The organism is Ruegeria sp. CDSC002 (genome assembly GCF_059610905.1).
Window position 1 is genome coordinate 1 of the sequence record NZ_JBXWOM010000017.1, and the last position, 12,208, is coordinate 12,208.

The following is a 12,208-nucleotide window of genomic DNA, read 5'->3' on the forward strand; positions in this document are numbered from 1 at the left end:
TCCGGCAATTGTGCCGCTTGGTTGCGCGGCTATTGCCCGGCCTGTGGGGGCACCACCCCGGCTGACAGAACCACCACGTCCGTGAAAAAACGCGGCACTAAATCCCTGCGACGCAAGTGCTGTAACGATCCGGCGCTGCGCACGGTCCAGTTCCCAGGTCGAACAGAAATATCCGCCATCTTTGCCGCTGTCGGAGTATCCCAACATCACCTCGATCACATTGCCACCTGACTTAAGGCTGCGGCGGGCAAGCGGAACATCCAGAACATCCAGCAGAATTGCTGAGGCGTTGCGCAGATCACCGATCGTCTCGAACAGCGGCACCACAGAAATATCAAGTGTCTCTGATCCGAACCCGGCATAGCGGGCGAGAAGATAGACACCCAGGATGTCGTCTGCCGAGCGTGTCATCGACAAGATGAATGGTCCGACAGCTTTGGGATCCGGCCCTGTTCGAACAGCGTGCATAAGGGCTAGTAAGGCTAGCAATTCCTGCGCCTGATCACTCAACCCGTCACGCTGAGGATACTGCAGGTTCTGGTCTGCCAACTCGGTGCGCAGACGGGTCGACCATTTGGGTGTTCCGTATTTGGGCGCAGGTTCGAATGCAGACCAGATTTCTGCCAGAACGCTAGTCGTCACAGTCGAATTCTGCCGTATGTCCAAGGTTGTGGTACGCAACCCGAATACGGTTGCCGCCCGGCGAAGAGGTCGGATATGCCGCCTTGTTAGAATATCGGCGTTTACTGCACAAAGCGCCTCATCAAGCGCGTCGAGATCACACTCGAACTGCGAGATATGCTGATAACCGGCACTTGTCAGTCTTTGGCGGACGGCATTCAGGGCCTGCCGAAACGGTTCGTTCGGGTTGCGGTCATTCTTGGGTGCGCGGTTGATAATTGCCTGCAACCGTTCACCGTGAGGTTCGGGCAGTGGTAGGATCAGGGCGCTAATGCTCAGTTTTTGCGCGGCTTTATCAAGAGCCTGACAGTAGAGATCAATCGCTGTCTCGCGCCCACGTTGCAGAGCCAGTTTGGTCATCTCAGAGGTTACATTCGGGTTGCCGTCCCGGTCACCGCCAATCCAGCTATGAAATCGGACGTTGGGCGTCACATTTAAAGTCTTACCCAAAACCTGCATACAGGCGTGATCGAACCGGTCGATGACCTGTGGTACAGCATCGAATATTGCGTCGCGGAAAAATTGCAAACCCCATTCGATCTCGTCACGTAAACTGGGACGTGACAAGCGTAATTCTCCGGTCATCCATAGTAGGTCGATCTCGCCTTCCAGATCATTCAACAATGTTGAACGTTCAATTGGCGTCCAGCGCTGAGATTCGAGGCTGACCAGGATACGATAAATCCGGCGGTGAATTTCAAGAACGGTGACGCGTTTGGCTTCGGTCGGATGAGCCGTTAGCGTGGGGCCAGTCATTAAACTACCTGCCAACTTTTCGGTTTCCGCAACACTCAGATTAAGGTCCGACAACACTTCGGCAAATCCACCTTCAACCGCTTGGGCACCTTTTTGGGTTTCGATTTGTCGACGATCCCGCACATCTGCGTTTTCGTCGATGATGCGCAAAAGCTGAAACCAGATCGACAGGGCCTGCAAATACGGGATTGCGGCCTGGCCAGTTGGAATGGGGGGCAGCGGCTTGGCTTCGGCCCAAGAAGCGACATGTGGCGCCCTTTTCAAAAGGATGTTTCGCCATAGCGTGCGCAATTCAGTCCGAAGACCGTCCGCGTACGCGGACGGTGGAAGGGACGGCTGGGTATCCTGAGCCAACGCTTGCATCAGATCACTTTGTCTCTTGGATTTTTGCCATTGAAGAAATCATTGAGGTTTTCAATGACGCGGAACCCCATAGCTTCGCGTGCTTCTTTAGTCGCGCTTCCGAGATGTGGCAGCATGACGAGGTTGTCACATTGCAGCAGGTCCGAGCTAATGCGGGGCTCGCCGTCAAAAACATCCAGCGCCGCGCCGCCAATTGTGTCGAACATCAGGGCTTGGATCAGGGCGTGCTCGTCGATGACCTCGCCGCGCGCGGTGTTGATCAGGAAGGCGTCGGGTTTCATCAAGTCGAGTCGTCGACCGTTGATCAGGTGCCGGTTTGCGGCCCCTCCGGGGCAGTGCAGCGAGACGAAGTCGCATTGCGGCAACAGCTCATCGACAGTATCCACCTGAGTGGCATTGCACTTGGCCAAAACGTCGGGCGCCACCTGGCTGCGATTGAAAATAACGACGTCCATACCAAAGCCGTGATGGGCGCGGCGGGCCATTTCCTGCCCGATGCGGCCATAGCCGATGATGCCCAGGGTCTTACCGCTGACCTTGGTGCCGACCAGATGCGTGGGCCGCCAACCGGTCCAGTTTCCGGCGCGCAGCTCGCGTTCGCCTTCGCCAGCGCGGCGCGCTACCATCAGCAGCAATGTCATCGCGATATCGGCGGTACATTCAGACAGAACGTCAGGCGTGTTTGTCACGGTCATGCCAAGCTCGCGGGCTGAGGGCTCGCAAATGTGGCTGTATCCGACTCCGTAATTGGCCAGAATTTTGGTCTGTGCTGCGGGGACGTCCAGCGCCTCGGCGCTGAGCGTATCGGTAACGGTGGGCAGCACCGCATCATAGTGTTTCAGGGCGTCGCGGATTTCAGCCGGGGACATCGGAGTATCCCCGGTATTGAGTACAGTGTTGTAGTCTTCGGCCAGTCGCGCCTCGACGGCGGCGGGCCAGCGACGGGTGACAAGGACTGAAGGTTTGGTCATCACGCAGCCTTTCCCATGACGCGGGCAATGGTCTTTCCAATCACAGCCGGGTTTTCAGCAACGGTCACCCCCGCCGCCGACAAGATTTCGACCTTCTCCGAGGCACTTTCGCCAAAGGCCGAGATGATCGCACCAGCATGACCCATAGTCCGACCTTTGGGCGCGGTCAGACCTGCAACATAGGCGACGACGGGCTTGGTTATGTTGTCGCGGATGTATTCTGCGGCCTCGGCTTCCTGCGGGCCGCCGATCTCGCCGATCATGGCAATGACTTCAGTGTCCCTGTCCTGTTCGAACCGCTCAAGGATATCGCGGAACGAAGACCCGTTGATCGGGTCGCCGCCGATCCCGACGCTAGTTGAAACGCCGATGCCGTGTTCTTTCAGTTGGGCTGCGGCCTCATAGCCGAGCGTGCCGGATCGACCGATGATGCCGACATTTCCGGGCAGATAGATGTGGCCTGGCATGATCCCCAGCAGAGCCTTGCCGGGGCTGATGGTGCCCGCGCAGTTGGGCCCGGTCAGCACCATGCGCTTGTCTTTGGGATAGCGGTACATGTACCGCTTGACCCGGATCATGTCCTGCGCCGGGATACCGTCGGTGATACAGACGCAATAGCGGATACCCGAATCTGCGGCCTCCATAATGGAATCGGCGGCAAATGGTGGCGGCACGAAAACAAGGCTGGCATCGGCACCGGTGGCCTCGACAGCTTGTTTTACGGTGTCAAAGACCGGCACGCCCTCGACGGTCTCGCCGCCCTTGCCGGGGACAACTCCGCCGACGACATTAGTGCCATAGTCCAGCATGTCCTTGGTATGGAACCGTGCCATCCGTCCGGTAATGCCCTGAACGATAACACGACTGTCGCGGTCCAGAAGAATGCTCATTAGACAGCCCTCATCTTGGTGTTTTGGGTCAGATCGTTTTGCCACGCGCCAACAGCGCGTTCGGCGGCTTCCATCAGGGTGGTGGCGCGGATGATCGGCAATCCGGATTTGGCCAGAATTTTCTGACCTTCCGCGACATTGGTGCCGGCCAGCCGCACGATGACAGGGATTTCAAGCTCAAGTTCGCGTAGCGCCTGAACGACGCCCTCTGCGACCCAGTCACAGCGATTGATCCCGGCGAATATGTTGACCAGCACCGCCTGCACGTTCTTGTCTGACAGGACCAGACGAAAGGCCTTGGCCACACGTTCGGGTGAGGCGCCACCGCCGATGTCCAGAAAGTTCGCAGGTTCGCCCCCCGCCAACTTGATCGTATCCATCGTGGCCATGGCCAGACCGGCGCCGTTCACGATACAGCCGATATTGCCGTCAAGACCGACATAAGACAGGCCGCGATCCGCAGCGCGACTTTCGCGTGGGTCTTCCTGGCTTTTGTCGCGTAACTCTGAGATCTGCGGATGCCGGAACAATGCGTTGTCGTCAAAGCTCATCTTGGCATCCAACGCCAGAACCCGATCGTCACCGGTGATGACCAGCGGGTTGATCTCGACCATGGTGGCGTCCAGATTGCTGAAGGCGGCGTAGCAGCCCTGTAGCGTGCGCACCATTTGCTGCACCAATTTCGCCTCAAAACCCAGTTGAAATGCGATTTCGCGCGCCTGGAATTCCTGCAGGCCCACGGCCGGTTCGACGATCGATCGCACGATGCTGTCGGGGCGTTCGGCCGAGATATCTTCGATCTCCATGCCGCCTTCCGACGAGGCCACGATCATCACCCGCTGGCTGGAGCGATCCAGCACGAAGCCCAGATAAATCTCGCGATCAATCGGCACGGCGGATTCAACGTAGACACGGTAGATGCCCTTGCCTTCGGGACCGGTTTGATGCGTAACCAACCTACGTCCGAACATCTCGTCACAGGCTTCATGGATTTCGTTCTCGGTGTTGCACAGTTTGACACCTCCGGCTTTTCCTCGGCCTCCGGCATGGACTTGAGCCTTCACGATCCAACGATCGCCCCCTAGCTCGCGCGCCCGATATGCCGCTTGTTCGGGACTGTAGGCCAGCGCACCCGAAGGTACGGCGACACCAAAATTCGAAAGAACCTCTTTCGCCTGATATTCGTGAATATCCATCTGCAATCTTCCTCCCGTTCATGCAGTGCGGTCAGGCCGCGATCGACGTGCCGTAGCGGCTTTCCAGCAGCGCTTCGATGGCTTCAAAATCCACTGTGCCACCCAGCTCGCGGATCGCCTCGCCAAACAGTTTTACGATGCGGCTGATCGATTGGTGGTTCAGTTGGTTCAGGATGCCGATGCGCACCTGTACCGGGGCGCTGAGTGTCGGCCAGATGCCAAAGCCACGCGCGCGGCAGTTCTGTACCAATTCCATTTCGCGGCCAGCCAGTTCTGTGGGCAGGTTCAGCACTACGAGGCTTGGCATGTCCGAAGTGACATCGCAGCCCATCGCGGTGACGGCGTCACGCAGGACGGCCTCATGCGTTTTGTAGGAATGCGCGCGTTTAGCCAGTCCTTCCTGCAAGGTCAGACGCAGAGATTCATGGAACGCGGCGACGGCATAGCCCGAATGGGTCCGGTGATAGGTGCCTTTCTCAACATCCTGACCGTCGACAATGCCCCAATGGCGGGCCTCGAAAATCGGATTGTGGACGTAAGAGTAAGCACCGGTTGTCTTCAGCGCCTCGATAAAGGCGTTGGTGAAGCTGACCGGCGCATAGGTCAGGGGCAGGCAGCACAGGCCTTTTTGAGGGCACGAAGCCCAGCCTGCGATGCCGGGGAAATCGTCGATACGAAAGTCTGCAACACCCAGCGAAGACACAGCATCAATCAGACCCATGGTGCCATGATTTTTACACGCATCCGAGAATCCCTGTACATCGTTGACACGGCCGGAACCGGTTTCCCAATGTGCCATGAAAGCCCATTTCGGCTTGTGTTCGGCCAATGCGACGTCGACCATCTCACCGGTCACGGGCTGGCCATGCGGAATTTCGATCACGGTGACGCTGGCCGCAATGGGATCAAGTGGATTGGCGGCATGTTCTTCAAGTGTGGCTGCCTTAATCCGTAGGGTCAGCGCGTCAATGCCGGAAAAGGTACCATTGGTGAACGCAACCACCTTGTCGCCAGGCATAACGGCCGAGAACATAGTGTCCAGCGCGCTCCAACCGGTGCCAGCAACCGCGAAGGTATAGGTATTGTCGGTGCCCCAGATTTTGCGCAGCATGTGCTTGCATTCGATCATGCCGCGCAGGACGTCACCCTGCATGTGATCCGCAACACCCGCATTTGCAAAGGCATGCAGAACGCGGGCATCGGTATTGCCTGGTCCGGGTCCCGCAGCCAGTGTTTCCGGAATTTCGAGCGTCGGGTAGATTTGAAACGTCATTGGCGATCCTCCTCGGCGACGGGGTCCGTAATGCGCCCCGTCTGTCGCGTTACCGAAAAGAAAAGCCGATCCTTGCGTCAGGGCGCAACGTAACTTACTACTGCTTTAGGGTAGCTATTTGGGTGGGAAAAAACCTACCCATTCTGGCAAACATACCGGTGTATACCGGAAACTTACCTACCCAACATGGTAGTTATTGGGTAAATTAGGTGGAAAATCAATGCTCGACACAACGCCCCCTCCGATCGACATCATGCTCGCCAACAACAATTCTCTCGTCCTCTCGGCGATGTCCGAAATCTTTGAGAGAGACAAACGATTCTCGTTGGTGGCGACATCTGCAACTGCCGAAGGTTTCCTTGGGGCAGTCATGCGTGTGCCGGTAAAGGTCTGCGTAGTGTCCTGGGAACTGCCAGCTTTGGGTGCAGCCAAACTGATCGAAGTGCTGCGCGAACAGGAAAATGCACCGCGTTTTGTGGTCTATGGTGATGAGGCAGGTGATGTCCCTCGGCTGGCCATGCAAGCAGGCGCCGCAGGGTTTGCACCTCGTTCCGGTGAGGTTGAAGGCCTGCTGGAGACATGCGTTGATGTTGCCAAAGGTAAGATGGTTTTCCCATTTATCGATGTACGCACGGTGCAACATAGCCCTCTTCAGACCTTGTCGCGCAAAGAGCGGGCTATCCTTGAGGCACTGTCGAAGGGAATGTCCAACCGGGAACTGTCGAAAGAGTTACAGATTTCCACCAATACCGTGAAATTCCACCTCTCGAATATCTATGAAAAACTGTCAGTTAGAAACCGGGCGCAAGCCATCGCTTATTACTATTCAGCCAAATCTTCTTCAGATTAGGCTCGTAGGTGATGTGTCGAGACAAAATAGAAAAACCTGCTCATTGCAGCAAGGATGAACACCCGCTCCACTTGTACTTAAATGTACAAACCGGATTGGACTGGACGTTCAGCTATCTCATGAAACGCCCAAGGTAGCTTTGGCCAGAAGCGCGTAGGCGACCCAAAATGAGGTCGACCAAGTACCGTGTTACAAGAGGGTGCCCTTGCGCAACATCATGAATGCGTCGTCGGTCAATATCAGCGCTCAGATGAAGTCTGTCACATCATTTCTTCGATCTTGTGATGATCAAATGCTCTGCAATTGCCCGGCAAGACGTTGCCATACTTGCTCACTGAATTCTGACTGCACTGCAGCCAATCGGACCATTCTGATTGTAAGTTCTTGTGCAGGCAGAGCATCGTCAACGCGTACAAGCTGCCCCTCTGCAAGCGGACTGGCGGCCAAAGAATAGGGCAACCACGCAACGCCGATTCCATCCAGGGCATATTGTAGCATCGCGAGCGTCAGTGCGGTCTCTGCTCTGGAGGTGATTGTAATATGCTCAGGCAATCGCGGCGCGACCAATCGGGAAAACACTTGCCCAAGGAAGACATCAGGCGGGTAGACTATCGCGGGAACGGTCTCGCCAACCAATTCCTCACGCATTGCAGGCGCGCAAACCGGGATAAGAATATCTCTGCCAATCGTCTTGGCCTCAAACGCATTTTCGAGATCTCGCGCACTGCCATCCGAAATAGTGTACATGATCGCGAAATCGACCTCTTTTGAGATCAGCTGCAACAGACATTCGTCCTGATTTCCCGATCGGACTCGAACCGAGATAGCGTCATTTTCGGTCAAGGTGCGGACTACTTTTGGCGAAACGGTTGTCGTGAGAGCATGTTGGCACACAAGAGACAGAGACTTGTTGGCCCTATCACTCGCTGTTTTCAAAGTATGACGTAGTTTGTGCAGCCGCGTACTCAGCTCACGCAGCTCAGGCTCCAAAGCCTGTACACCCGGCATCAGAGATACGGGTTTGCGACGGCGATCAAATAGGGTCGCACCGATACTGTCTTCGATAAGCCGTACCCGACGGGTAAAGGCAGATTGGGTCAGCAACCGCTTGTCCGCAGCGCGGGCCAGAGATCCGCTGTCCAACACGGCCAATATGTCATCGATCCATTCCAAACGCATGTGAACCAGTTACTGCAATGCTCAGTAATATGCAAACTTTGCAACATAGAAGCCACATTTCGAAGTAGCGGAGCCGTATCTCACATAGTAAATTGACGGAAACCAATATTAGGAGCCATGTTATGCATCTCGCCCGCTTCCCCCGCCTTCACCTGGCTCATCTTCCGACACCGCTTGAACCGATGAAACGGTTGTCGAAAGAACTGGGTGTCGAGATATGGATCAAGCGCGACGATTGCACCGGCATGTCAACAGGCGGCAACAAGACCCGCAAGCTGGAATTCCTAATGGCCGAGGCGGAAGCGCAGGGCGCGGATATGGTTATGACGCAAGGAGCCACGCAAACTAACCACGGTCGTCAAACCGCAGCCTTTGCCGCCAAGCTGGGACTTGATTGCCATATCCTTCTGGAAGATCGCACCGGATATCAGGACGGAAACTACAACACGAACGGGAACGTGCTGTTGGATCATTTGCACGGCGCAACAACCGAAAAATTTCCCGGTGGTCACGACATGGCGGGCGAAATGGAAAAGGCCGCCGAGAAAAAACGGACAGAGGGCCGTAATGTCTATGTTATTCCCGGCGGTGGATCTAACCCGACCGGGGCACTTGGCTATGTGAACGCAGCCTTTGAACTTTTGGGGCAAGCCAATGACAGTGGTTTGCGAATTGATCGGCTGGTACACGCAACAGGTTCGTCGGGAACGCAGGCTGGGTTGGTGACAGGAATGTGCGCCATGAATGCGCAGGTACCGGTGCTGGGTATCGGTACAAGAGCGCCTCAACCAAAGCAGGAACAGATGGTTTATGACCTCGCCTGCAAAACAGCCGAAAAGCTGGGTTGCTCAGGCGTGGTAAAGCGCGAGGACGTGATGGCCAATACCAACTATGTGGGCGAGGGCTATGGCCTTCCGACCGAAAGCGGCATCGAGGCGATTGAGATGTTTGCCGAGCTTGAGGGCATTCTTCTGGACCCCTGCTACTCTGCCAAGGGCGCAGCGGGCTTAATCGACCTGGCCCGCAAGGGCGAATTCAATGACCAGCGGATCGTTTTCCTGCACACTGGAGGTGCTGCGGCCCTTGGTGGTTATGATTTTGCATTCGACCACAAAAACCGATGGGTGAATGTCTGAGCAATGACATTGCGCCCAATTGGCATTCTAGGTGGCATGGGTCCCGAGGCCACCATCCTCCTCCAGCGTAAGCTGGTGGAGGCCGTGCCGGTAAGTGATGACCGCGATCACATCCCGCTTCTGATTGATATGAACCCGCAGGTGCCGTCGCGGATTGATCATCTGATTGAGGGGAAGGGCGAAGACCCAGGACCGACGCTTGCCGCAATGGCACGCCGTCTTCAGGGCGCTGGCGCCGCTGCGCTGGCAATGCCCTGCAACACGGCGCATCACTACGCCGACGCGATCACGGATGCAGTGACCGTTCCTTTGTTGAATATGGTGAAACTGGCTGCGGATCATGCTGTCAGTGAACTGGGGGCCGGTGGATGCGTTGGCGTGCTCGCCTCACCCGCAGTGCGCCGTACCCGCCTTTTCGAAACGGCATTGCAAGCCCGCGGGCTATCGATTGTCTGGCCAACGGATAGTGATAGGCTGCTGACGGCGATCCGCAGAATTAAGGTCGACGGTCCAAGTGATGACGCGCGTGAAACACTGCGAACGGCCTCAATTGCATTGGCCAAAGCGGGGGCAGATCTGCAACTTGTCGCCTGCTCAGAATTCTCGCTTATTGCCGATGGCGTCGCGGATGAGGTCAAAGCAGCGGACACGATTGATTTGCTGGTCCACGCGATCATTGAGTTTGCTCAAATAGGCTATCTTAGCGACGCAGACTAGAGAACTGCGCCGCGCACAGTAGCAGCTCGCTTTGGAAGATTGACGTCACAAACGTTCCCAAAGCTGGAGCGCGATTTGATCAAAGCCGGATGGATTGGAAAAGGCTGAAATTGTCAACGTCGCGCTCCACGCATCATCACCGACTGGCACTAGCAAGCCTTGATCAAGTTCTGCTGTAATTGCCGTTTCGGGCATCCAGGCAACGCCGCTTCCTGTCATCAATCGCCGCTTAATGGTCTCGACAAGGCTGTCGACATAGATCGTCTCGGTATTCAGGGTTTTCCGATCAATGGTGTTTTCTACGACCATTCCCAGAAACGAAGACCGGTCATAGGCAAGATAGGGGATCGGCGGGCCGTCCTGTCGTGCAAGATCCCATCCCATAGTGCGCGCTGGTTCAACAGCCGCCACCGGCACCAGACGATCCTTTACCAGATCCTTACGTTCAAATGCGGCCTCATCAATCATTGGCGAGACTGAATGATGATAATAACAAAGCAGGATATCCACCGCGCCTTCGATCAAAAGATCACAACATGTGCTTAAGGAATCAGACAAGACACGTGTGCGTAATTCGGGGATTTGCCTCTGCAACTCGTCTATCCGGGTTGCCAGAAAATTAACGGCTATGGTGTGAAGAACCGAAAATCTGATGAACCGGCTATCGCCGCGATCGGCATCCCGTAACGATTGGCGCGATTCCGATAACTGAGACATGGCCGCCAGAGCAACAGGCAGGAACTGTTGACCGGCCTCTGTCAGCTGAACAGGGTATGTCGCTCGGTTGACCAAGGGCAATCCAACCCAACTTTCCAAAGCTTTGATTCTACGGCTGAATGCGGATTGCGTGATGTTTCTCTCGTCGGATGCGCGGGTGAAATTCAAGGTCCGGGCGAGACATTCAAAGTCACGTAGCCAATTCAGGTCCAATGTGTGCTCCAACATGTCAACAGACGTGCTAGGCCAGCATAACGCAAACTATGCAAAAAATGAATAGTTTGATGAAATGTTTGAATTGGCTCTGAGAAAAGCTCTTGATCTAGACTTCAGGACAGGGTCTGGCGGTTGGTCTTCTTTTTTTCCTTCCGTCCGATGTTGCAGCCAAAGGGATATTGGCTCGACCCTATTGCGCAATAGGAAAGTCGAACGACGGAAAAAACGACGCCGAAACACGGCGCATTTCAACAGAGGAGAAAACCATGAGAACCAATCTGAAAACGCTGGGAATCGCAGCCGCGGTCAGCATTTATGCGATACCGGCCTTCGCAGCCGAAGAGGTCAAAATCGGTGTGCCATCCTGGACCGGCGCGCAGGCCATTGCACACGTGCTGGGTGCGGTGGTGGAAATGCGTATCGGCGGCAAAGTTGAATATGTGCCCGGCAACAACGCCACGATTTTTCAGGCGATGGATCAGGGTAAGGGCGATATCGACGTGCACCCCGATGTTTGGCTGCCCAACCAAGAAAGCTTTACCAAGAAATATGTAGACGAAGCGGGCACAGTAACTCTGTCGTCGAACCCCTATGAAGGCAATCAGGGTTTCTGCGTTAGCAAGGATTTTGGTGAAGCCAACAACATAACCGATATTGCGGATTTAGGCCGCCCCGATGTTGCCGCACTGATGGACAGTGATGGCAACGGAAAGGGTGAAATGTGGATCGGAGCGCCGGGTTGGGCTTCGGCCAATGTGAACGAAGTCAAAACCCGCGACTACGGTCTGCTTGATTTCATCGAACCGGTCCGCGCTGAGGAAAGCGTGAAGACCGCGCGGATCAAGGATAGCATCGCCAAAGGCGAAGGCTATGCCTTCTACTGCTACAAGCCACATGCGGTCTGGTACATGTTCGACGTGCAAATGCTGAGCGAGCCGACTTTCGACCCGGAAAAATACGTGATGGTTCAGCCCTCGGACGATCCGGATTGGTACAGCAAATCCAGCGTTGCGACCAAAGACGCGCTAAAGAACGTTCAGATCGCGTGGTCCAACACATTGCCGGACCGTTCTCCGGCAGTTGCTGACTTTTTTGCGAATTTCGCCCTGACGGCGGACGATGTTAGCGGTTTTGCCTATGAAATCAGCGGTAAAGGTCGTGATCCGGCAGAAGTTGCCCGCGAATGGGTCGAGGCGAACCCGGATCGCGTGGACGCCTGGCTGGGTCTCTGATCCCACTTCCAGAAAAAAGGGTGGCGCCAAT

The 12,208-nt window shown here is 55.7% G+C and carries 11 protein-coding genes; 4 read left to right on the forward strand and 7 right to left on the reverse strand.

What is annotated here, in order from left to right; genetic code table 11:
- The 5 genes from AC2FJE_RS22000 to AC2FJE_RS22020 form a co-directional block, all read right to left on the reverse strand.
- A partial coding sequence (locus AC2FJE_RS22000) for a phosphoenolpyruvate carboxylase (protein WP_496761478.1) occupies positions 1-1,701 on the reverse strand: 1,701 nt, incomplete at its 3' end.
- 98 nt (positions 1,702-1,799) lie between these two features.
- On the reverse strand, positions 1,800-2,771 hold the full coding sequence (locus tag AC2FJE_RS22005; RefSeq protein ID WP_496761479.1) for a 2-hydroxyacid dehydrogenase: 972 nt from the start codon (positions 2,769-2,771) through the stop codon (positions 1,800-1,802).
- Positions 2,771-3,661 carry a succinate--CoA ligase subunit alpha gene (gene sucD / locus AC2FJE_RS22010; protein ID WP_496761480.1) on the reverse strand — a complete coding sequence of 297 codons (891 nt, stop codon included), beginning with the start codon at positions 3,659-3,661 and terminating at the stop codon, positions 2,771-2,773. Before sucD ends, AC2FJE_RS22005 begins: the two co-directional genes overlap by 1 nt.
- Positions 3,661-4,857: a malate--CoA ligase subunit beta gene (locus AC2FJE_RS22015; protein ID WP_058273745.1), complete on the reverse strand. Its 1,197-nt coding sequence runs from the start codon at positions 4,855-4,857 to the stop codon at positions 3,661-3,663. The genes sucD and AC2FJE_RS22015 overlap by 1 nt, the downstream gene beginning before the upstream one ends.
- Positions 4,858-4,888: 31 nt before the next feature.
- Positions 4,889-6,130 (reverse strand): pyridoxal-phosphate-dependent aminotransferase family protein, encoded by a 1,242-nt coding sequence (locus tag AC2FJE_RS22020; protein ID WP_496758265.1) that lies wholly within the window; start codon positions 6,128-6,130, stop codon positions 4,889-4,891.
- A 220-nt stretch (positions 6,131-6,350) separates the two neighbouring features.
- On the opposite strand from AC2FJE_RS22020, the gene AC2FJE_RS22025 reads away from it, so the two are divergent.
- Positions 6,351-6,980, forward strand: a complete 630-nt coding sequence (locus tag AC2FJE_RS22025) for a response regulator transcription factor (protein WP_058273743.1) — start codon at positions 6,351-6,353, stop codon at positions 6,978-6,980.
- Between the two features lie 288 nt (positions 6,981-7,268).
- On the opposite strand, the gene AC2FJE_RS22030 is transcribed toward AC2FJE_RS22025, so the two are convergent.
- Positions 7,269-8,159, reverse strand: coding sequence for a LysR family transcriptional regulator (locus AC2FJE_RS22030; RefSeq protein WP_282169677.1), 891 nt, complete (start codon positions 8,157-8,159; stop codon positions 7,269-7,271).
- Positions 8,160-8,281: 122 nt separating this feature from the next.
- Here AC2FJE_RS22030 and cuyA point away from each other — a divergent pair, with 122 nt between their 5' ends.
- Both cuyA and cuyB read left to right on the forward strand, forming a co-directional pair.
- Positions 8,282-9,295 (forward strand): D-cysteate sulfo-lyase, encoded by a 1,014-nt coding sequence (gene cuyA, locus AC2FJE_RS22035; protein ID WP_496699944.1) that lies wholly within the window; start codon positions 8,282-8,284, stop codon positions 9,293-9,295.
- A gap of 3 nt (positions 9,296-9,298) precedes the next feature.
- On the forward strand, positions 9,299-10,012 hold the full coding sequence (cuyB, locus tag AC2FJE_RS22040; RefSeq protein ID WP_496758271.1) for a cysteate racemase: 714 nt from the start codon (positions 9,299-9,301) through the stop codon (positions 10,010-10,012).
- Positions 10,013-10,057: 45 nt separating this feature from the next.
- On the opposite strand, the gene AC2FJE_RS22045 is transcribed toward cuyB, so the two are convergent.
- Positions 10,058-10,942, reverse strand: coding sequence for a LysR family transcriptional regulator (locus AC2FJE_RS22045; protein WP_496761481.1), 885 nt, complete (start codon positions 10,940-10,942; stop codon positions 10,058-10,060).
- 269 nt (positions 10,943-11,211) lie between these two features.
- Here AC2FJE_RS22045 and AC2FJE_RS22050 point away from each other — a divergent pair, with 269 nt between their 5' ends.
- Positions 11,212-12,177, forward strand: a complete 966-nt coding sequence (locus tag AC2FJE_RS22050) for an ABC transporter substrate-binding protein (RefSeq protein ID WP_496761482.1) — start codon at positions 11,212-11,214, stop codon at positions 12,175-12,177.
- Positions 12,178-12,208 lie beyond the last annotated feature (31 nt).

Bases quoted from the DNA above. Each gene is read 5' to 3' on its own strand.
- AC2FJE_RS22005 (WP_496761479.1), bottom strand. From the start codon at position 2,771: ATGACCAAACCTTCAGTCCTTGTCACCCGTCGCTGGCCCGCCGCCGTC.
- sucD (WP_496761480.1), bottom strand. From the start codon at position 3,661: ATGAGCATTCTTCTGGACCGCGACAGTCGTGTTATCGTTCAGGGCATT.
- AC2FJE_RS22015 (WP_058273745.1), bottom strand. From the start codon at position 4,857: ATGGATATTCACGAATATCAGGCGAAAGAGGTTCTTTCGAATTTTGGT.
- AC2FJE_RS22020 (WP_496758265.1), bottom strand. From the start codon at position 6,130: ATGACGTTTCAAATCTACCCGACGCTCGAAATTCCGGAAACACTGGCT.
- AC2FJE_RS22025 (WP_058273743.1), top strand. From the start codon at position 6,351: ATGCTCGACACAACGCCCCCTCCGATCGACATCATGCTCGCCAACAAC.
- AC2FJE_RS22030 (WP_282169677.1), bottom strand. From the start codon at position 8,159: ATGCGTTTGGAATGGATCGATGACATATTGGCCGTGTTGGACAGCGGA.
- cuyA (WP_496699944.1), top strand. From the start codon at position 8,282: ATGCATCTCGCCCGCTTCCCCCGCCTTCACCTGGCTCATCTTCCGACA.
- cuyB (WP_496758271.1), top strand. From the start codon at position 9,299: ATGACATTGCGCCCAATTGGCATTCTAGGTGGCATGGGTCCCGAGGCC.
- AC2FJE_RS22050 (WP_496761482.1), top strand. From the start codon at position 11,212: ATGAGAACCAATCTGAAAACGCTGGGAATCGCAGCCGCGGTCAGCATT.